Below are 19,375 nucleotides of genomic sequence, written 5' to 3' on the forward strand. Positions count from 1 at the left end.
GCTCATGCACAATACAGCGACTTTGCACCGCCTGCTGAGTGCGGCGGCGGTCCGCGAACGGGCGCACGAGATGCTGGATCTCGCGCTTCAGGGGGCGATCGACGGATGGAAGGTCGATCTCGCCCGCCTGGAAGAAGCGGCCGACCGCACGGCGCGAGTGACACGGGAGAGCTATCCCGATCTCGCCATTCCTTTCCATGCCCGCTGGCGCCACTTCGTAGCCGGCGATCCGGCCCTGCCGCCGGAGGGCGTGGAGCGTGCGCGGGCTGCATTCGACCTCGTGATCCTCTCGGTGCTGCTCGATGCCGGCGCGGGACCCGACTGGCGCTATCGTGATGACCGGACCGGCAAGGTTCTTGCCCGCTCGGAAGGGCTCGCCGTCGCCAGCCAAAGGCTGTTCGAGCAGGGCGCCTTTTCCGCAGATGCTTCGCTGCCCTCGCGGGCGGACGGATCGGCACTTGCCGAACTGGATGCGAGCAGCCTTGCCGGAGGCTTCCAGGTGGATGAGGCCAATCCGATGGTTGGCCTTGACGGACGTTCGGCCCTGATCCGCCGCCTCGGGGAGCAGGTGCTGGCGCGGCCCGATCTCTTCGCCAGCGCCGATGCGCCACGTCCTGGGGGTCTCTACGACGTGCTGGCTGCCCGCGCGGAAGGTGGCCGCTTGCCCGCTTCGGCGGTCCTCAAATTGCTGCTCGAGGCGCTCGGGCCGATCTGGTCCGACCGGCTCGTCATTGATGGCCTCCCGCTCGGCGACTGCTGGCGGCACCCGGCGCTCCGCCGCAGCGACGCGACCGACGGCTTCGTGCCGCTCCACAAGCTGTCACAATGGCTCGCATACTCGCTGATCGAGCCGCTCCAGGAGGCGGGACTGGAGGTCGTCGACATTGACGGCCTCACTGGCCTCGCGGAATATCGCAACGGCGGCCTCTTCGTCGATTGCGGCGTCCTCAGCCTCACCGACCCGGCGGCGGCGGAGCAGCCGCACCATGTGTCCGACCCGCTCATCGTCGCCTGGCGCTCGATGACGGTCGCCCTGCTCGATCGGCTGGCGCCCCTGGTGCGGGAGCGGCTCGGCGTTCGGGAGGTCGATTTTCCGCTCGCCCGCATGCTCGAGGGCGGCAGCTGGATGGCCGGCCGCCGCATCGCCGTCGAGCGCCGCGCCGACGGCGGGCCGCCTTTCACCATCATCAGCGACGGAACGGTATTCTGATGGACGGACTGACCATCGTTCAGCACCCCCTGGTGCAGCACAAGCTCACCATCCTGCGCGACAGGAGCACCTCAACCCAGTTGTTCCGTGCCGTGGTGCGGGAGACCGCGACCTTGCTCTGCTATGAGGTGACGCGCGACCTGCCGACCGCGCCGATCCGGGTGGAGACGCCGATGGCGGTGACGGACTCGCCGGCGATCGCGGGCAAGAAGCTCGTCTTCGCACCGATCCTGCGCGCCGGCCTGCAGATGGCGGAAGGCATGCTCGACCTCGTGCCTTCAGCTCGTCTCGCCCATGTCGGCCTCTACCGCGATCCGCTCTCGCTCCAGGCGGTCGAATATTATTTCAAGACGCCCGAGGATTGCCACGAGCGCCTCGTTATCATCGTCGATCCGATGCTGGCCACCGGCCACACCGCGATCGCCGCGGTCGACCGGCTGAAGGAAGCGGGCGTGTGCGACATGCGCTTCGTTTGCCTGCTCGCCGCCCGGCCCGGCGCCGAGGCGCTGCGCGCCGCTCATCCCGACGTGCCGGTCTGGGCCGCCGCGATGGACGACGCGCTGAACGACCATGGCTACATCATCCCCGGCCTCGGCGACGCCGGCGACCGCACCTACGGCACGCGCTGAATTTCCAGTGAGCCGCCTCGAGCGGCGGTGGTGACCCCTACGGGACTCGAACCCGTGTTTTCGCCGTGAGAGAAAGGCCCCCGAGACGGCCCCGGACGGCCCTGGACGCCGCAGAAATCCGCCATTTTCTGGATTCCCGTCCAGCCTCATCCATGCTACTTTTCCCCCGTATATTGGACATTTATTTGACACGATTTCCGGGTCGAACGAGGTCAAAATGGGGCGGAGTCTACGCGATCATCGGCTCGAGAACCGCGCTGCGCGCGAGCGGCTTAAGCCAGGGCGCCGGATCTATTGGCGGACGGTCTCTATCGGGTGCCACATCGGCTACTCACGTGGCCTTAGAGGCGGGAGCTGGGCTGCACGGCATCGCTGCGCGGGCTCGAGGAGCGGCTATGTGCAGAAGACCCTGGGGCAGGCCGACGACACCCAAGATGCAAACGGGGTGGACATCCTGGACTTCCGCCAGGCGCAGGAGGTTGCTCAATCCTGGTTTGAGGATTTAGCGAAGCAGGGGGGAAAGCGCCCGCACCTCTACAAGGTCGGAAATGCGCTCGATGACTATCTCGCTGGCTTCACCGGCAAGTCGCTCGATAAGACCCGCCACACGATCGAGCGGCATATCCGTCCGGTGCTGGGCGAGAAGCTTGTCGCTGAACTGACGACGGCAGAGCTCGCCGCGTTCCAGAGCGATCTTGCAAACCGTCCCTCTGTCTATCGGGCGAACAAGGCAGGAAAGGCGAGGAGACGTCCGGAAGACGACGACAGCATGCGGCGGCGGCGCGCCAATGCCAACCGCATATTCACGCCGCTCAAGGCCGCGCTCAACCGCGCCTTCAACATCGGCAAGGTGGCGGATGACACGGCTTGGCGCAGGGTCAAGCCTTTCGCGAAGGTATCGGCGGCGAGAATTCGCTATTTCACTCCGGCAGAGGTCCAGGCGCTACTGGACGCGGCGGAGCCCTGGTTTCGCCAGTTGATGCAAGCAGCCCTGCTGACGGGCGGGCGCTGGTCTGAAATCTATAGGATGAGGGTGAGGGACGTCGATCCCAGTGCCGGCACCGTGCATTTTCCAGAGACCAAGGGCGGCCGCCCCCGATACGTCCATCTTACAGATGAAGGACTGCTCTTCTTCAGGCGGCTCTGCAGCGGCAAGCTGCTGTCTGACATGCTTTTCGTCAATCAGCATGGGAGGGCAATTGGGCCATCCCATCAGATCCGGCCGATGCGCGAAACCTGCAGGCGAGCGGGGGTAGACCCCGCCGGCTTTCACATACTCCGGCATACCTATGGCTCGACGCTTGCTATGGCCGCGGTGCCGCTTCCAGTCATTGCCGAGGCGCTCGGCCACGCGGACGAGAGGATTACGCGCAAGCATTATGCTCATCTGGGGCCCTCCTATGTGAGAGACGCCGTCCGCGCTGGGCTTGGCACTCTGGGCGCTTACCGTGCGGGAGGACTTCGGCTCGTCACATGAAAGGGGAGCTAGGGAGGCCCTCAGGTCTAGCACGATCCCGCGACACGAAGCGGCGGGAGACCTCGATCAAATGAGACGGAGCCTCACCGACTCCCATGGTCGGCGCTGAATTGCGCGACACAGGCTCTCGTGAGGTTAGCTTCTTGGCCGCAGTCACGTCGTGATAACCGTCGAGGTTAGCCGAGCGTCGGCCGAGGTTGAGCCCATCGCTCGCGTGCACGACAGCCGCCTCGCTTGAACTTCGCGCACAGGGCTCTAAGCTTGCCGGGCGCCGCAGCTGCGGTGCCGAGGCGTGAGAACCTTGCTTGAGGAACCGGAACTGATCGCCTGACGGTGGCCGGGTGGCCGACGCGCATGTCCAGACCGCTCGCGGTTAAAGGCGGCGGCGCATGTCCAAGCATGTTCTCAACACCCGGCTTCGCCGGCTGCCTCGCACGGGAGGCAGACGATGCGGGTTGGCGGTAACATCTCCGGGGCGAGCAGGCTCGAACCAGGCGGCATGGCGGCTGCGGCGGCGGCGCCGGAAGGCTTCCGATGAGAGGAAGCCTCATCGATGAGCATCTCAGCTGGACGCTCGCCGACGGCCGCCCGGCGAGCGCGACCTTGCTGAAGCCGCGGAGTGGGGCGCGAAAGGCGCCCTATTCATCAACTACTATTTCTGCCCCGGTTTCTTGTGGGGAGAGGAGGGCGGGGACTATCCGCTCGCGCCCCTGGCCGATGCTGGCTTCGTCGTCGCCTGCATGAATATGCTTCCGTTCAAGGATGCCCGGAACGGGTCGGCCGCTACCGCGATTCCCTCGAGGCCGTGCAGGGGCTGGTCGAGCTGCTCGACAAACAGGGGCTCATGAACCGGAGCAGGATCGGCATGGGCGGGTTCAGCGTCGGCAGCGCGGCGATAACCTGGGCGCTGATGAACTCGGACCTGCTGGCGGCGGCCGGCGTCGCCTCCTCGCGCTATGCCCCGTCCAATTGCTGGCTCGATGCAATGCGCGGCAGCACCATACCCGGCTCGTTGCAGAACGTTCACGAGTTCGGCGCGCCCTATAAGACGCCCAAGCGTTGGCGGCTGATCTCGCCGGCACTCAACGTGGAGCGGATCCGGGCTCCCCTTCTGATGCAGCTGCCCGAGCAGGAGGTGCGGCATCAGATGGAGTTCTTCTCGCACCTGTCGAACACCGCCACTCCGGTCGAGCTCTACGCTTATTATGGAGCCGCCCACATCAAGATGCAGCCGCGGCAGCGGCTAGGGGCGAACAGGCGGAACGTCGACTGGTTACTCTTCTGGCTGCAGGACCATGTCGACGCCGAGCCGGCGACGGCGGCGCAGTATCGGCGTTGGGATGCGCTTCGGCAACGCTGGGAGGAAGAGGCGGTTGGGCGATCCCGCCGGGTCGTCATCATTGGCCGGGCGCGATCGTGTTGGTTCGAAACAGCGCAGGCCGGGGATCGAGATCACGGCAACTTCACCTCGCCCGAAGGTTCGGAACAGGGGGATAGCGCGCCCACGCTGGTCAAGGGCTCTGCCGGCCGACGGGCGCGGCAGCACAGCGAGGCAGGCGAGCAGCGGCGGAGGGTCGTATGAGCGGTGCGAAAGTGTGGATCGGCCTCGATCTCGGGCGAGATCGAACGCATGTCTGCGTCGTCGATGACGAGGGCGTTCCCTTGGAGGAATGCGACTGTCCGGCCAATGCAGCAGACGTAGAGTCTGCTCTCGCGGCATTCCCCCTCGGTGACATCGGCCTGATCGCGGTAGAGGCCGGCGCCGAAATGCGTCTCGTCCGCGCCCTTCGCGCGCGAGGTTTCCCGATCGCTGTTTTCGAGTCTCGCAAAGCGAGCAGGTTTCTGGCGATCCGCCGCAGCAAGACAGACAGCGGCGACGCCAGGGGCCTCGCTGACCTCGCGCGTTTGGGTCGGGACACAGTGTCCCAGGTCCGTCTCAAGAGCGAGGAAATGCAGCAACTACGCTCCCGCATCGTGCTGCGACACAGGCTCGTACTCATCAAAGTGGCGGCCGAAGGTGCACTGCGCTCGAGATTGGCACTGCATGGCCGGCGGCTGAAAAGCACGAGGGTTCCCGGCGGGCTGCGCGACCAGGTTGCGGCGCACATCGCAGAGATACGCGAAGCCGAAGGTATCGACCTCAGTGGGGACCTACGGCCACTGGTCGATGTGTGCGAGAGCTTGAAGGGCCATCTTAATCAACTGGGTCAAGTCATCGAACGGACGGCGAAAAGTAACCCTGTGTGCAGCCTGCTGATGCAGGTTCCCGGCGTCGGGCCAATCTGCGCCGTGTCCTTTTACAGTGCGATTGAAGATCCCGCTCGCTTCGGCAAGAGCGCTGCCGTTGGCGCCTATCTGGGACTGGTGCCGCGGCGCTACCAATCCGGCCAGACCTCAAGGACGCTCGGCATCACCAAGACCGGCAGCAAGCTCACGCGATCACACTTGGTGGCCGCCGCGACCGGGTTTATCAGGTTTGCGCCCGACTCTGCTCTGAAGGAATGGGCCATGGCTGCCAGGACGCGTCTCGGCTCGCGGCGTGCCAAGGTTGCGGTTGCTCGCAAACTGGCGATCGTCCTGCTGTGCATGTGGAAGAGCGGCTCATCGTTTCGGCCATATCCGCCAGTGGCTGGCGCTTCGCATCCCGCATCGGCCCTCGAAACCCCGCGATAAAGTCGCCCTCGAGCGGTGGCGGGGCAGAGGTCATTCGTGAGAGTGCGAGCCTCTCGCCCGGCATGGATCCGCTGGCCATAGCGCCCGGCCATTCAGGACGGCTTCTGGCGACTCTCCCACGCCGCTTCCCGTCGCGGCACGGGCTCCGAGGCGAGGCGGCCCGTCTCCTCGAGCAATGCGGCCGCTATAGACCCTATGATCTTGTGCGCGTTCTGGAGTTCCGCGTCGCTGTAGCCGGCGAGCGCGTTCTCCAGCGAGCCTTGCCTCATATCGTAGATCGGCGCGATCTCCTGGAGGGCAATCGCGCGGGGCCGAACGATGGTCTTGCGGCGATCGCCGGGAACCGGCTCACGTTGCGCGAGCCCGCGTGCTTCGAGCCTGTTCATGGTACCGGTCGTTGCTCCGCCGGTCAGGCCCGTCGCGGCTGTGAGCTCGCCCGCAGTCGCGCCGCCCTGCGACAGGATGAGCCTCAAGCAAAGCAGGTCCGACTCGACGATTCCGGCGCGTTGCGCGACCAGCCCATTGAATCGGCTGCTCTGCGCTGCGAGCCCGTCGGCTGCGTCGGCCAGCGCTTCGACGAGCCCGCTGCGCCGCGATGCTTGCGGCCGATTTGGGCCTTCCGGTGAGTCCTTCGGAGGCGGCGCTATCATTCTGCTTTGTCCGGCAAGTGAGGATGGCCTCTCGGAAGAGTTCGACAAAACATGAGCGGGTCAGCGCACTCTTCGAAGATTAGCCGCTCACTGCTAAACTTCTCGTCGGCGGGCAAGATGCGAGGATCGGCTTGGAGGCGTTCCGGCGCTTCCGGAGCCGCCATGGGGGCTTCCCAGCCCACACAATGTCCACGCTCTTCAACTCGCGATCTTCGTCCTACCGCGTGAATAGACGGGTCGAGGCGCTTGTCCGCTTGGTCGAAGGCGCATATCCATATCGCACGGGAGACCGGACTCCGGGTAAACCATCTGTGGCTCGACCGCGCGTTAGTTGGTGGAGCCGGGCTCCCGACGTTCGCCGATTCACTTCTGCAGGCGCCAGGAACAGGTGGACGGCGCGCGCCGCTGAAGAACAGACTGCGGTCGCACGCGTCAACTTTGTCTCTCCGCGAAGGCGGTGTTTATGGCATGGTTGCTGCGGAGGCTCGGACTCCGAATGACGCAGAGGGCGACCCGAGCCCGGATCATTTGAGCGAGCCGAGCCTCCAACACCGCAGAGCTTAGGCCTTTAGCTCACGGTCGCGGCGAACATAAAAGTTTCTGATGCGAACGGCGCGTTAACCATCTACCGCTAGGAAAGCGGCGGCGCCGCGAATGCGCGGCATCGACAGAAGCGGGGTGCAGAGAATTATGGACTATAGAAACGGCGCGGAAAAGAATGGCTCAATGCCGCGGAATGACGAGCGCGCTTTCTGGGTGAAGCCCGAGCTCAAGCGCCTCGATGCGGGTGCTGCTGAAAACACCTCCGGGATGTCATCTGACGGGGACTTCACCTTTTCCTGAGCGAAGCGCTCACACTCAACTCAGTATACGACGCGCCGAGGAACCTGGACACTCGGCTGATGTAGCCTGACGCTCGTCTTCTGGACGATCGATCAGGCCTGAACTTCTTGGCCTTCGCGCGGAGCGAAGGCCAAGGAGCCGCGACGGCTCATCTTGTTAAGCACCAAGTCTGTTCTCGACGTTGCAGGCTCTCGAAACGAGCTTTGCGGGCGTCTCATCGGATGCGTCCCCACCGCGCTTCGCGCCCTACGCTCCGCTCCAACCTCCTAGAAAATCTAAAGAATGCGATCTGCTGCGGGTGTCTTTTTGAGACATGCGTGTGGAAGAACTATTTGTTCGTTCCGCAAATAGGTATACAAGGCGTTAAGGAATTGGGGGCGAATCGAGGGGGGACGGGGTGCCAAGCACCCTCCTTCGATCATCCGAACCAGAAGTCTGCGTAGGAGCAAGCGCCCTTCGTGGCGCCACGACCTCGTATTTTTGCGATCGGGGAAAGAGGGAGTTTGACATGCTGAGTTTCAAGATGAAGGCGGGCCTCGTTGCGGTGGGGACCGCGATGTCGCTCGGAACCGCCGCGCCGGCCAACGCCGCCGCAATTCTCGGCCTCTACAACACGGGGGTCGACAACAGCGGCAATGTTCTCGCTCCGGGTGCTGCCGAGCAGCATTATGTCATCACCGGGTCCAGCAATGCAGCCTTGGTCATTCCGAATACGCCGACCGTGGCGACGCACCCGTCTTGGTCGGTGAATAACGCTGCCGGCGCTGCGGGGTCCTCCTGGATTTCGCCCTTCACGGATGCGAACGGCGTGGCGACGAAAAGCACCTCGTTCCCGACTCAGTTCACGTATGACTATTCGCTGACTTTCAGCCTGGGCTCTCTCAGCGCCAGCAGTGCAGTCATCAGCGGCCTCGTCCAGTCCGACAATTTCGTGACGGTGCTCCTGAACGGCGTGGCGCTGGTTGCCCAACCGCAGGATCCGGTGTTCCCGGGCGGTCTGCCAACATCCTATTTCCGCAAATTCTCGGCCTTCGGCACGAATGGCGGGTTCGTGAGCGGGACCAACACTTTAACATTCCAGGTCACCGACTATGGCGTCATTTCGGGGCTGCGCGTCAGTGACCTTGTCGGCACCGCGGTTCCGGAGCCGGCCACCTGGGCGATGCTGATCGTCGGCTTCGGGCTCGTTGCCGGCCAGATCCGCCGGCGCCGCCGGGCGGGAACGCTCGCGATTGCCTAAGCTTCTATTGGGGGGCAATAGGGAAGGGGCGGCACCGCAAGGTGCCGCCGCTTTCTTGTGCCGAAGGCCCCGCTGCTTCAGACAAAGAAATCGAGCGCAGGATTGATCGGCACGAGCGGATTGACCAACTCGATCACGAAGTCCGCGCCGGCCTGATAGCCCGCTTGGCCATTGGCATCGACCACCAGGAAGGAGCGCCCGGCCATGTCGCCCGTACTGGCCGTGAACAATGCTGCTTCACCCGCACCCAGGAAGGCGCCGAGCGCAGCTGAGAGGTCGCCGTCGAACGAGCCGGACGAGAGACTACCGCTGTTCACGACGTCCGAGAGACCGGCGAGATTGCCGGCCAAATCCAGCTTGTCGGTCCTGCAGTCGAAGCCAATCAACTGGTCGCAGTTCGGACCTGTCGATTCCGCCGCTGACTTAAACTGGAAGGTGTCGGATCCCGCCCCGCCGTTCAGCTGGTCACGACCAAGTCCACCATAGATGAGGTCATTCCCGGCGCCGCCCAGAATGGTGTCGTCTCCGGCACCCCCGAACAGGCGGAAATGGCCATCCGTCTCGGCTCTGCCGTCGAACTTGAAGGTCTCTCCGGCAGCCAGCTGACCGGCATTATAGGTCATCACCTGGCCAGCGGCGAGGTTGGCATCGTGCACGGTCAAGTCGTAGCTCAGTCTCATTCCTGTGCCCGCCATGTAGCGCACGTCGCTTGCTGAGGTGAGGGCGACCGTTTCGATGTTGGAAAGGGCATCGGCAGCGAACACGATCGCGTTCGCGCCGCTATAGTCGCCGCGCAAGGCGACGGCGTCGTTACCCGCCCCGCCCTCGATACGATCGCCCGCATTGAAGCGGCCTTCTGCCATGTAAAAGGAATCGCTCCCGGCGCCGCCGGTGAGGGTGTCGCGGCCCTGTCCACCATAGATGAAGAAGCTGCCATCCGTCTCGGCAGAGCCGTTGAAGGTGAAGTTCTCCCCCTGGAGAAGCACCGCTGCATTCACGATCAATCTGGCACCTGCGGCGACGTTCGCATCGACGGCTGTGAGATCGTAGCTGTAGCGGTTGTTGGCCGTGTCGCCGAAGCGCGTATCGGATCCGGAGATCAACGCGACGGTCTCGATATTCAGCAGATTATATCGGCCGAAGGTGAACCCTGCGTAATTCCCCTGGAGCCCCAACGCGTCGCTTGCGCCGAGCCCATCGATGAAATCCAGTGCCGTCAGGGTTTTACCCATGTAGAACCCGTTGGGGTTCGCATCGCCGATCTTCGGCGTCTTAAGTGGTTCCGGTCCACCGTCTGACTGGTAGCCGATGCCGTCGATCTGGAGACCGGCGGGCCGAGCTCCTGCGCCGAGATTGAGCTCGCGTATCTCGCTCGCTCGCTCAGGGGACTTGTCGAGCAAGATGTTCCGAGTCGCGATAACGCCGGTGTTCGTCGAATTGATGAGAGAGTCGGCGACGTTGCCCTCGATGAGGCCACCAGTTACCCGCTCCAGACGGATCCAGATCTCACCCGCAGCAGACTTCTGGGAGACGACGCTGTTGCTTTGGACGATGATGTCCTTGCCACCACCCACGGTTATGCCGTTGCCGGATCCTTGATTGATGTAGACGAGATTGTTGAGGATCGTGACCCGCTCGTAAGGCAAAGTTCCGATCTGATCCCGAAGGAAGATTCCCTGCAGGCCGCCACCATCGCCTTGCAGAATCACGTTGTCCTCAATGAGGATATCGGTGGATGCCTGAGTCGTCCCGCTGGTCCAGAACTGGATGGCGTCCGGATGATCATCGGAATCGGGATAGAAATCGCGAAAATTGTTGCGGGCGATGACGACGTGCTGGACGTCTGCGAAATCGGCGCCGTCGCTGCGAAGATCGTGGAAGTCATTGTCGAGAACCTCGACGTGCGAGGTGTCGCCGATCATAAGCGCTCGGCCGAGCTGCTCGAAGGTCGAATTTAGCACAGCGACATGGTCGCTTCGAAGGACGTTGAGACCATTTCCGTCATTCGCCGAATTGTTGTCGAGAGAACCGTGGAATGCGATGCTTTCGAACGTAATGAACGAGCTGTTGGTGACGCTCGCCATTGTCGCGAAATTGGGCTGTCCCGGCGCTAATGCGAATCCGATATCGAGGCCCTTGAAGGCCAAGTTCCGGCTGCTGGAGACGGTGATATACTCGAAATGTGCGGGATTGGCCGGATCGGCCGACTCGATCTCAACTTTGCTGGTGAAGTTGCGGTCGTTAAGCTTCAGTGTTCCGTAGTTTCCACCGGCCAGCACAATACGGTCGCCCCCTTGAGCGCTCGCCAGTGCGGCCGCGAGCTGGCTCGCGCTGGACACATTATGCGTTGCCATGATTTGCTCCGTCCGTTCCAGTGGCCGGTCGCAGCCTCCCGACAACAGGCAGGAGGCGACCGCTACACAGGCAACAATAACCGCCTGCATTAAAGCCATGCTGAACATCCGTGGTTACCCCGGTCTTTCCCACAGGCTGCGGGACCATGCAGCTGCGAGAGACCCGCCCCATGGCATCGGAGACAAGCAAAGTGTCTGTTTCTGCTGAGAAACCCCGCGCAGGATACAGTCGCAGGTTTGATCACGGCCTTAAGCCACGCCCCGCAATTCTTGATTGATTAACCACCATTTTCTTCTGATTGCAATGAGGGACTTCGTCAATTCCATGGCACGCCCCAGCTGCAGTTCCGCCTCCGAAATCGAATACATGTTCCGGGTCACGTTGAGCAGCGAGAGGTGCTGCACGGACATGGTGGCGCCGGACACGTCCAGAGGCGCTTTGCCCGAACCGGGCAAGCCGGCCGAGCCGCGCCGGCTCGCGCAGCCGGTGGATCGGCGGCAGCTGGAGATGCGGGTCGATGGGGAACGAGATGTTTGGCGTCGGGATGCGTAGGGGGCGCAAGCGCCGCACTCCATCCGCCATCTGCATCAGCTCCGGTCAGTGGCCGACATACTCGATCACGCTGTTGAAGTGGACCAGCTCGAATCTCATTGCGGGGAAGGTTACCACGGACAGTGCAGCCTTATGCGTCTTGAAACAGCTCGGAGTCGTCTACCTGAGCTCAATTCTCTCTATGCTGTTCAAAAACATGCCTATACGAGAAGGTGAGAGGGCTTGCTCAAAGATGCTGCCCCGTCAGCAAGATTTTCTGATCGCAAGTGCCGGGGCGTGATCGAAGTACGTTTCGGAATTCTATGGTGGGCAGGTAAAGACGATGTCTCGTAGCCTCAAATATGACCCGGCGTTGGACGGGCTCCGTGCAGTCGCCGTCATCGCCGTTGTCCTGTTCCACACGTGGCCTGACAAATTGCCGGGCGGCTGGGCCGGCGTGGACCTGTTTTTTGTGCTCAGCGGTTATTTGATTACGCAAATATTGGTCCGCGAGTGGACCAGCACCGGGCAGATCGACTTCAGGCGCTTCTACATCCGGCGCGCGTTGCGTCTCGCGCCCGCGCTTGCGGCTCTCGTCCTCGCATATCTGGTCTTTACCGCCGTGACGCGAGACGAGATGGGCGATGCGCCGTTCGATGCGCTGATGGCGATCACGTATCTCACGAATTGGAGCAGGGCCCTCGGATGGGGCGATTCGGAGATCGGGCATACCTGGTCACTCGCAATCGAGGAGCAATTCTACCTCGTTTGGCCGATAATCCTAATCGCGTTGCTCCGTAGTTCAAATTCGTTGCGGGGCGCGGTGGTTCTGCTTGCCGCTGCCGTCGGCTGGCGAGTGGCAATGATCGTGGCGGGCGCTGGCTATGAGCGGATCTACAACGGTTTCGATACGCACGCTGACCCGATCCTCATCGGGTGCATCTTGGCACTTCATCCGTGGAAAACGGCGCGGGGCGGCGCAGCTTTGCCCCTTCTATTGATGGTGATGTGGTTCCTCTTCGTATATGTCCAGGAGCCACTCGTGCTTGCGTTCGGCTATGCGATCATCGGGGTTCTCGCTGCATGGCTGATTGCGTCTGCATCCGGGAATGGCTGGTTTCGCACGATTTTGTCCTGGAGGCCGCTCGTGTTCACCGGCAAGATTTCCTACGGTATCTATCTCTGGCATTTTCCAATCATAGTCATTGGACGTCATCATGTACCGGAGAGCGCTTGGTTCGTCCTGCCGCTCATTGGTTATGCGGCTGCGGTCGCATCTTATTACGTAGTCGAGCGTCCATTCCTTCGAATGAAGGACCGGCTGGCTGGGCCAAATCCGAAGCTCGCGACATCGGCTTGACATGGACCGACGAGGCTTCGCCATGTTCGGCGTATTGATGCCTGCTGGTAGCGCCAACATAGGCTGCCAACATCCCTGTGATCGGAAAACTTAATGGAATGGCTGATCCTTCAACTTCTGTTCGGCATAGCCGCGTTTCTGGCTGGCCGCCGCTACACCAATGGTCTTGACCGGATCGAAGCCGAAAAGGCTGCGCTGCGGCGCGCTGCCCCAGACGAGGGCGAAGCCTTCGATGACGCCGTTCGGCATTAATAGCCGCTTAGCCATTCGGAGCGGCGGCTCCAGATCGTCTTCCACTTGTCGCTCGATCCGCCGCGGCGGTCGCGCGCGACGTGCGAGCCGATCGCCCGCGACAGCGCCCAGCTGCGGAAGAGGGTGAGCCCGACCGCCCGCTGCCAGGCCGGCCAATGCTTGCGGATCAGGGTGACGCGGCCGCGGGTCGTCTTGATCGTCTTCTCGACCGGCGACGCTTCCGAGCGGCCGCCCAGATGGACGATCTCGGCCTTCGGCGTGACCGTGGGTCGATAGCCTAGCTTGGCCGCGCGCAGACAAAGATCCGCTTCCTCGGCATACATGAAGAAGGTGCGATCGAAGCCGCCGAGGCGTTGCCAGAGCGGGCGGTCGATCAGCAGGAAGCAACCAGTGACGATGTCGACCTCGCGCTCGCTGTCGCGCTGCCAGCCGCCATAAGACTCCGGATTGAACAGCGGGCTCCCCGGGAAGAGGTAGGTGAGCCCGGCCGCGCTGCAGAACAGACTCCAGGGCGTGATCCTGGCCCAGCAGGAGGTTGGGTTGAGGCTGCCATCCTCGAACAGGGTGCGGCCGCCCCATATGCCGCGGTCCGGATGCGCCTCGGCGAAATCCCACAACGCGCGAAGGCTGCCTTCGAGGACGATCGTGTCGGGGTTGAGCAACAGCAGGCGCCGCCCGGTGGCGCGCTCGGCCGCGATGTTGTTGCCGCCCGCAAAGCCGGTATTTTCACGAATGGCGATCAACTGCACCTGCGGGAAGTGTTCGGCGACGGCCTCTGCCGAGCCGTCGGCTGAAGCGTTGTCGAGCAGGATCACTTCGAAGGGCACGGCCGGCGGATGCGCATAGAGGCTGTGCAGGCAGTCGAGGGTCACCTGCCGCGTATTGTAGCTGACGATCAGGATCGACAGGTCGACGCTCACCCTCCGGCCCTCGCTCAATATGCGCGCGAGGAGAAGAAGGCGGTGAAGGTCCGGAACAGGATCGCGAGGTCGAACAGGACCGACCAATTGTCGATATAATGAAGGTCGTGCTCGACGCGGGCGAGCAGCTTCTCTTCCGTATCGGTCTCGCCGCGCCAGCCATTGACCTGCGCCCAGCCGGTGATGCCGGGCTTCACCTTGTGGCGCGCCGCATAGGTCGACACGACGTCGGCGAACAGCCGGTCGCCCGCACGGGTGGACGGCGCGTGCGGACGCGGGCCGACCAGCGACATCTCTCCCGACAGCACGTTGAACAGCTGCGGCAGCTCGTCGAGGCTGGTGCGGCGGAGCAGGCGGCCGACACGGGTGACGCGCGGATCGGCCTTGCGGGCCTGCTCTATGGCCTGGACCTGGCTCTGGTCTGTATACATCGACCGGAACTTCCAGATGCAGAAAGTCTGGTTGTTGAACCCCTCGCGCGGCTGACGGAAGAAGACCGGGCCTGAGCTGTCGAGCTTGATCAGGAGCGCGATCAGCAGCAGCAATGGCGAGAGCAGGATGGTGAGCGCGGTCGCCAGCACCATGTCCTCGACCTTCTTCACCATCTGGTCGGCGCCCGAGATCGGCCGCTCGAACAGGGTCATGACCGGCAGGCCGTCCAGCATGACGAACGGGCGCTGGAGGTACATGAAGTTGGCCATGTCCGGGGCAAGGCGAATGCGGACCGGCGTCACGGCGAGCTTGGCCACGATCTCCTGGATACGGTCATCGGCAGACCAAGGCAGGGCGACCATGACCTGGTCGATCTGGCCCGCTCGGATCGAGCCGAGCAGCTCGTCGAGGCCACCGCGGAAGGGCACGTTAGTTTCGCCGGCAGCGGCGCCGTTGACGGCCTTGTCGTCGTAGAACCCGACCAAGTCGATGCTGAGGCGCTCGCTTTTCTGGACGTGCTGGACGAACCGCGCGCCCTGCTTGCCGGCGCCGAATATTGCCACGCGCTGATTGAAGGCCCCGTGGCGCAGCAGGCGCTTCAGCCACAAGGTCATCCCGGTGCGGAAGATCAGCAGCGCGCCGCCGCCGGCCGCGAACCAGCTTACCGCCCAGACGCGGGAGAAGGTTTCCGACGCCTTGAACAGGAAGCCGAGGGTCAGCATGAAGACGAAGGTCGAGAACCAGGCAAGCGCCACTCGGCTCCATCCGGACCGAACCGAGAAGCGCGCGTCCAGGTCATAGGCGCCGATCGCCTCGGAGAAGATCGCATAGAAGACGGCGGCCACCAGCACGGCATTGCGATAATCGCGGGCGCGCTCCGGGCTCAGGAAATCGAGCAGCAGCTGTGTGCAAACCAGGGCCGCCAGCGCGAGGACGGCGAGCTCCACCACGCGCAGGATCAGCGAGCTGAGCTCGAGCAGGCCGGACGTGCCAGCCGAGGGGCCCGAACGGCCGGAGCTGAGCTCCTCCGCCGCAGCCGGTGCGGCCACGGACGACACCGCCTCGACGCTGGACTCGCTCTGGATCTCTCTCGCCCGGCTGGCCCCGGTCTGGATCCCCTCCATGGTCAGCTCGCCAGAGCCTTGGCGGGCTCGGTGCCGAGGAGCAGGCGCCGCGTGCCGGGGGACACCGCCTTCATCAAATCGGCGGCGAGAGCGCGGTTGAGCTGGAGCCCGCGCTCGGCGTTTCTCGCTATGGTGGAAATACGGACGAGCACGCCATCCGGAATCGTGCCGCTCATCTCGGTGCTCAGCCTTGCCCAGCGCTGCTCTGCACCTGTGACCGGAAGATGTTCGCCGATCCGCGTCCAGTAGAGGATCTGCTCGGTGCGCATGGCGGATGCGGCAACAAGCTTTCTCGCGGGGATTTCAACGTCGGACCCGAGCGGGATCGGTACGTTTGCCGCGTCGCGGATCTCGAAGCCGAAGGCCGGGTAACAGACCTCCGGGCGATGAAGCTGGAGCGAGTCGCTCTGCGTGCCGCCATAAGCGATCAGCAGCATCGCCGCCTCGTTGTCCGGGTTCGCGTAGATGCGGCCGACGCGCTGGCTGTAGAGCTGGGTTGCGAGGCTGCCTTCTTCCTCCGGAACAACGAGCGCCGAGGCGGGAAGAGAGCGCCAATGCCCGAACGATTGGGGAATCAGTTTCTCCAGCTCGGCGTTGCCGATCAGCGACATCTTGTTGCGCGGGGTCCAGGCCCAGGCGCCGGCGGAGGCGCCGAGCAGCATCCCCCCAATCAGCATATCGCGCCGCGAGATCATGCGTGCCTCCGCGCAAGCCGCTTGCGGATCGGCCAGCTGAGGCCGTCGATCACGAAGATGCCCGCCAAGGCGGTGACGAACATCAGCAGGCCGGCCGTCGAATGGAGGAAGCCCTGCGCCATCGCGTCGCCGAAATGATAGGTGATGAGCACCAGGACGACCACGCGTATGAAGTTTGCAAGTAGGGCGACAGGGATGATCCAGCAGAGCAGGAACAGCGAGTATCGCCAGGACGCCCGATGCAAGAGATAAATATAAAAAAGCCCGATAGATGTCAAACTTATCAATGAGTTGAGACCAGCACAGGCATCCTTCACGAGCAGCTGATATTGGGCGACGTAGAGCATCACGCCCTCGCGCACGATCGGGTACCCCAAGGGCTGCAGCGCCTCGACGGCGGCAACAGAGATGCCCGTCTTCAGCGGTGCCGTGACCCAGTCCATGAACCAGCCGGGCAGCGGGATCAGGAAGCAGAGATAAAGGATCGGAAACCAGAGGTGCTTCAGCACCGCGGCGCCGAGATAAAGATAGGCGATGGCGCCGGTCAGGCCCAGCAGCGCCGTTGCTTCGAGGCTGAGGAAGCCGAACGCGCGCCCGAAAACATATACCGCCAGCGAAGGAAGCGCAGCCGCGAGAAACAGGGCGGTCGAGCCGCGCCGGCTCAGCGCGATGATCTCGTCCTTCTCGCGCGCTATCAGCCAGATGCCAGTCGCCAGCACGATCGGCCCGTGCATGCCGGCCTCGGTCGACCAGTGCTGCTGCGCAAGGCGGATGACGGTCGGTATCAGCACGACCGCAAGACCGAGCAGCAGCGGCCAGTGCTCGAGCAGCCGATGCGCGAAGTGCGCGCGCGGCGCGGGAGTGATCGTGTCGATCCGCATCAGAAGTCCACCAGGACGGAGCCGACTACACGCGAGCCGTCGGCGCGGAGCAGCTTGGCCAGCGTGGCGAGGTCGTCCACATAGGAATTGTTCTTGCGCGCCACGACGAGGCTATAGCCGGCAACGGTGGCGACGCGCTGGGCGTCGGTGCAGCCATTGGCCGGCGTCGTGTCGAAGATCGTCACCTGATGCTCGCGCAGCAGGTGGCTCGCCAGCGCCGCGAATCGCGCGGAGGCCAGCAGTTCCTGCGGCCGGGCGGGGAGGGAACCGGCCGGGATGAAGGACAGGCAGGGAAGCAACGGCTCCTCGACCAGGTCCTGGATGTAGACGTCCGGGTCGGACAGGAATTCGGAGAGTCCGGGTCCCTGGTGATGGACGCCCAGCAGCTTCGACAGGCTCGGCTGCCTGAGGTCGGCATCGACGAGCGCGGTGCGGACGCCGATCTGGGCCAGCGACACCGCAAGATTGGCGGCGATGAACGAGCATCCCACGCCGGGCGTCGCTCCGCACACTGCGAGCGCGCGGCGGCCGATCTGGACATGCTGGGCCATGATGCGCGTGCGTAGCGCCCGCACGGCCTCTGCCATGATGCTGCTGGGGCTGGTGATGACAGCGAGCGCGTTCAGCGGGTCGGACGCGTCCGCAGCCGGCTCCGGCGCAGCTGGTGCGGGAACGAGTGAAGTGCCGGCCTGCGGCTCTGCTTCGAGCTGATCGGTCAAGGCGCTCATTCGGCACCGATGGCGAGCGGCTGGCGGCGCCGGGTGCGCTCACCCAGACGGGCGATCAGCTTGCGAACGAAGCCGAGCTTCTTCGGCCGGGCGCCGATTTCCGCAAAGACGGGCGCGCCGGCGGCATGCTCCAGATCTTCCTGGCTACGGATGCGGCGGCCGATCATCTCGATCAGTAGCGCGAGCACAATGCCCAGCGCGGCCCCGAACCCGATCGACCCGGCGAGTACGAGCGGCACTTTCGGAAAGTCCGGGCTACCGGATGAGGTTGCGTCGCCGAGCAGCGACATGCCGGTATCGCCGACATTGGCCGAGAGGCGCGAATCGTTGACGCGATCGCTGAGCTTGGCGAGCTGCTCGCGCTTCAGCTCGATGTCGCGGGTCATGCGGTTCAGCATGTCGACGGCGCCGCTCTGGGCAACCACCTTCTGCTTCTGCGCCTCATAGGCCGCATTTGCGCGAGCCGCGGGATCGGGACCGGTGACGCCGCCCCGAGATGCTCCGGCGCGCTCCTCCGCCACCACCTTCTCCAGGACGGCGCGCTGGCGCTGGAGCGCCTGGAAGGACGGGTGGTTCGGGCCGAGCGTCTGGCCGGCCTGCGCCAGCTGCTGCGTCACCGTCTCGAGCTGCATCTGGGTCGGGCTTACGCCGCCGCCCATTGGCGCAATCGTGACTCCCCCGAGGCCAGCGGTCGCGGACTGGCCGGACAGGGCGTTGAGCCGCGAACTTTCGAGGCTGGTATTGTCGGCCTGGAGGACGATGCCGTTATCCTGGGCGAACTTCGCGCGTTCCGCTTCGGCCGCCTTGACCAGAGATTCGGCCTGCACGGCCTGCTCCCGGAACCAGTCCGCGGTCTGCCCGGCGCTTTCGCGCTTCTTCTCCAGGCTGTCCTCCATGTAGACCGCGCGAATTACGGTGACGATCCGCTTGGCGAGCTCCGGATTGGGGCCGGTATAGGTGATCTCGAGGATGTTGCTGGCTTCGATCAGGCCGGCGTCGGTGCCGGTTATGATCTGATTGGCGAGCCAGCGCCGGAGGCCGTCCGCAGTGGCGCCGTCGGTCGAGTAATATGACTGGACGATCTCCGGATTGTTGGTCCAGCCAAGGCGGTCCACGACCTTGCCGGCGGTCTGATAGTCCTTGATCAGCTCGATCTGCGTCTTGGTGTAGGAACGCAGGAACTGGGTGCCGAGCACTTGGCCAGTGACCGGATCCGGCTTGATCACGTCCAGCATGATACGGGCGCTGGCGGTGTAACGCTTCGGCAGCACGTTGATCATGACGACGCCGGCGAACAGGGCGCTCCCCAACGCGACGATCAGGATGATCCGCCGCGCGTACAGGATCCGGAAAAATTGTACCAAGCTCATCGACC

18 protein-coding genes are annotated in these 19,375 nt (G+C 63.8%); 8 read left to right on the forward strand and 10 right to left on the reverse strand.

Annotation, left to right across the window (positions count from 1 at the left end):
* Window positions 1-4 precede the first annotated feature (4 nt).
* From AC5JBD_RS10760 to AC5JBD_RS10780, 5 genes are all read left to right on the forward strand, one after another.
* Window positions 5-1,210, forward strand: a complete 1,206-nt coding sequence (locus AC5JBD_RS10760) for a URC4/urg3 family protein (protein WP_495721793.1) — start codon at window positions 5-7, stop codon at window positions 1,208-1,210.
* Entirely contained in the window at window positions 1,210-1,839 is a 630-nt protein-coding gene (upp, locus tag AC5JBD_RS10765; protein ID WP_495721794.1) for a uracil phosphoribosyltransferase, read from the forward strand. The genes AC5JBD_RS10760 and upp overlap by 1 nt, the downstream gene beginning before the upstream one ends.
* A gap of 397 nt (window positions 1,840-2,236) precedes the next feature.
* Entirely contained in the window at window positions 2,237-3,316 is a 1,080-nt protein-coding gene (locus tag AC5JBD_RS10770) for a tyrosine-type recombinase/integrase (protein ID WP_495721795.1), read from the forward strand.
* 805 nt (window positions 3,317-4,121) lie between these two features.
* On the forward strand, window positions 4,122-4,898 hold the full coding sequence (locus tag AC5JBD_RS10775; RefSeq protein WP_495721796.1) for a prolyl oligopeptidase family serine peptidase: 777 nt from the start codon (window positions 4,122-4,124) through the stop codon (window positions 4,896-4,898).
* The gene (locus tag AC5JBD_RS10780; RefSeq protein ID WP_495721797.1) at window positions 4,895-5,989 is read left to right on the forward strand and encodes an IS110 family RNA-guided transposase; all 1,095 of its coding nucleotides are present in this window, start codon (window positions 4,895-4,897) and stop codon (window positions 5,987-5,989) included. Before AC5JBD_RS10775 ends, AC5JBD_RS10780 begins: the two co-directional genes overlap by 4 nt.
* Before the next feature lie 92 nt (window positions 5,990-6,081).
* On the opposite strand, the gene AC5JBD_RS10785 is transcribed toward AC5JBD_RS10780, so the two are convergent.
* Window positions 6,082-6,639 (reverse strand): MarR family transcriptional regulator, encoded by a 558-nt coding sequence (locus AC5JBD_RS10785; RefSeq protein WP_495721798.1) that lies wholly within the window; start codon window positions 6,637-6,639, stop codon window positions 6,082-6,084.
* Window positions 6,640-7,293: 654 nt separating this feature from the next.
* On the opposite strand from AC5JBD_RS10785, the gene AC5JBD_RS10790 reads away from it, so the two are divergent.
* Together AC5JBD_RS10790 and AC5JBD_RS10795 are read left to right on the forward strand one after the other, a co-directional pair.
* Window positions 7,294-7,482: a hypothetical protein gene (locus tag AC5JBD_RS10790; RefSeq protein ID WP_495721799.1), complete on the forward strand. Its 189-nt coding sequence runs from the start codon at window positions 7,294-7,296 to the stop codon at window positions 7,480-7,482.
* A 508-nt stretch (window positions 7,483-7,990) separates the two neighbouring features.
* Complete coding sequence (locus tag AC5JBD_RS10795) at window positions 7,991-8,722, forward strand: PEPxxWA-CTERM sorting domain-containing protein (RefSeq protein WP_495721800.1); 732 nt, start codon at window positions 7,991-7,993, stop codon at window positions 8,720-8,722.
* Between the two features lie 77 nt (window positions 8,723-8,799).
* Here AC5JBD_RS10795 and AC5JBD_RS10800 read toward each other — a convergent pair whose 3' ends face one another.
* Together AC5JBD_RS10800 and AC5JBD_RS10805 are read right to left on the reverse strand one after the other, a co-directional pair.
* The gene (locus tag AC5JBD_RS10800) at window positions 8,800-11,076 is read right to left on the reverse strand and encodes a right-handed parallel beta-helix repeat-containing protein (protein ID WP_495721801.1); all 2,277 of its coding nucleotides are present in this window, start codon (window positions 11,074-11,076) and stop codon (window positions 8,800-8,802) included.
* Window positions 11,077-11,325: 249 nt separating this feature from the next.
* Window positions 11,326-11,502 (reverse strand): hypothetical protein, encoded by a 177-nt coding sequence (locus tag AC5JBD_RS10805; RefSeq protein ID WP_495721802.1) that lies wholly within the window; start codon window positions 11,500-11,502, stop codon window positions 11,326-11,328.
* Between the two features lie 449 nt (window positions 11,503-11,951).
* Here AC5JBD_RS10805 and AC5JBD_RS10810 point away from each other — a divergent pair, with 449 nt between their 5' ends.
* Complete coding sequence (locus tag AC5JBD_RS10810; RefSeq protein ID WP_495721803.1) at window positions 11,952-12,968, forward strand: acyltransferase family protein; 1,017 nt, start codon at window positions 11,952-11,954, stop codon at window positions 12,966-12,968.
* A 90-nt stretch (window positions 12,969-13,058) separates the two neighbouring features.
* Here AC5JBD_RS10810 and AC5JBD_RS10815 read toward each other — a convergent pair whose 3' ends face one another.
* Genes AC5JBD_RS10815 through AC5JBD_RS10845 form a run of 7 tightly spaced genes read right to left on the reverse strand, consistent with a single transcriptional unit; the run spans window position 13,059 to window position 19,370 of the window.
* Window positions 13,059-13,217 carry a hypothetical protein gene (locus AC5JBD_RS10815; protein ID WP_495721804.1) on the reverse strand — a complete coding sequence of 53 codons (159 nt, stop codon included), beginning with the start codon at window positions 13,215-13,217 and terminating at the stop codon, window positions 13,059-13,061.
* Window positions 13,217-14,140 carry a glycosyltransferase family 2 protein gene (locus AC5JBD_RS10820; protein WP_495721805.1) on the reverse strand — a complete coding sequence of 308 codons (924 nt, stop codon included), beginning with the start codon at window positions 14,138-14,140 and terminating at the stop codon, window positions 13,217-13,219. The genes AC5JBD_RS10815 and AC5JBD_RS10820 overlap by 1 nt, the downstream gene beginning before the upstream one ends.
* Window positions 14,141-14,154: 14 nt before the next feature.
* Window positions 14,155-15,696: an undecaprenyl-phosphate glucose phosphotransferase gene (locus AC5JBD_RS10825; RefSeq protein WP_495721806.1), complete on the reverse strand. Its 1,542-nt coding sequence runs from the start codon at window positions 15,694-15,696 to the stop codon at window positions 14,155-14,157.
* Between the two features lie 2 nt (window positions 15,697-15,698).
* Window positions 15,699-16,391 (reverse strand): exosortase-associated protein EpsI, V-type, encoded by a 693-nt coding sequence (gene epsI, locus AC5JBD_RS10830; protein ID WP_495721807.1) that lies wholly within the window; start codon window positions 16,389-16,391, stop codon window positions 15,699-15,701.
* Window positions 16,388-17,272: an exosortase V gene (gene xrtV, locus AC5JBD_RS10835; protein WP_495721808.1), complete on the reverse strand. Its 885-nt coding sequence runs from the start codon at window positions 17,270-17,272 to the stop codon at window positions 16,388-16,390. Before xrtV ends, epsI begins: the two co-directional genes overlap by 4 nt.
* Window positions 17,272-18,000 (reverse strand): CpsD/CapB family tyrosine-protein kinase, encoded by a 729-nt coding sequence (locus AC5JBD_RS10840; protein ID WP_495721809.1) that lies wholly within the window; start codon window positions 17,998-18,000, stop codon window positions 17,272-17,274. The genes xrtV and AC5JBD_RS10840 overlap by 1 nt, the downstream gene beginning before the upstream one ends.
* Window positions 17,997-19,370, reverse strand: coding sequence for a Wzz/FepE/Etk N-terminal domain-containing protein (locus AC5JBD_RS10845; protein WP_495721810.1), 1,374 nt, complete (start codon window positions 19,368-19,370; stop codon window positions 17,997-17,999). The genes AC5JBD_RS10840 and AC5JBD_RS10845 overlap by 4 nt, the downstream gene beginning before the upstream one ends.
* Window positions 19,371-19,375: the final 5 nt, after the last annotated feature.

Source organism: Allosphingosinicella sp. (genome assembly GCF_059502505.1).

Excerpts from the sequence above, each read along its gene's own strand:
- AC5JBD_RS10795 (WP_495721800.1), top strand. The coding sequence starts at position 7,991 with ATGCTGAGTTTCAAGATGAAGGCGGGCCTCGTTGCGGTGGGGACCGCG.
- epsI (WP_495721807.1), bottom strand. The coding sequence starts at position 16,391 with ATGATCTCGCGGCGCGATATGCTGATTGGGGGGATGCTGCTCGGCGCC.
- AC5JBD_RS10825 (WP_495721806.1), bottom strand. The coding sequence starts at position 15,696 with ATGGAGGGGATCCAGACCGGGGCCAGCCGGGCGAGAGAGATCCAGAGC.
- xrtV (WP_495721808.1), bottom strand. The coding sequence starts at position 17,272 with ATGCGGATCGACACGATCACTCCCGCGCCGCGCGCGCACTTCGCGCAT.
- AC5JBD_RS10840 (WP_495721809.1), bottom strand. The coding sequence starts at position 18,000 with ATGAGCGCCTTGACCGATCAGCTCGAAGCAGAGCCGCAGGCCGGCACT.
- AC5JBD_RS10790 (WP_495721799.1), top strand. The coding sequence starts at position 7,294 with ATGCGCGGCATCGACAGAAGCGGGGTGCAGAGAATTATGGACTATAGA.
- AC5JBD_RS10845 (WP_495721810.1), bottom strand. The coding sequence starts at position 19,370 with ATGAGCTTGGTACAATTTTTCCGGATCCTGTACGCGCGGCGGATCATC.
- AC5JBD_RS10800 (WP_495721801.1), bottom strand. The coding sequence starts at position 11,076 with ATGGCAACGCATAATGTGTCCAGCGCGAGCCAGCTCGCGGCCGCACTG.
- AC5JBD_RS10785 (WP_495721798.1), bottom strand. The coding sequence starts at position 6,639 with ATGATAGCGCCGCCTCCGAAGGACTCACCGGAAGGCCCAAATCGGCCG.
- AC5JBD_RS10810 (WP_495721803.1), top strand. The coding sequence starts at position 11,952 with ATGTCTCGTAGCCTCAAATATGACCCGGCGTTGGACGGGCTCCGTGCA.
- AC5JBD_RS10780 (WP_495721797.1), top strand. The coding sequence starts at position 4,895 with ATGAGCGGTGCGAAAGTGTGGATCGGCCTCGATCTCGGGCGAGATCGA.
- upp (WP_495721794.1), top strand. The coding sequence starts at position 1,210 with ATGGACGGACTGACCATCGTTCAGCACCCCCTGGTGCAGCACAAGCTC.
- AC5JBD_RS10760 (WP_495721793.1), top strand. The coding sequence starts at position 5 with ATGCACAATACAGCGACTTTGCACCGCCTGCTGAGTGCGGCGGCGGTC.
- AC5JBD_RS10815 (WP_495721804.1), bottom strand. The coding sequence starts at position 13,217 with ATGCCGAACGGCGTCATCGAAGGCTTCGCCCTCGTCTGGGGCAGCGCG.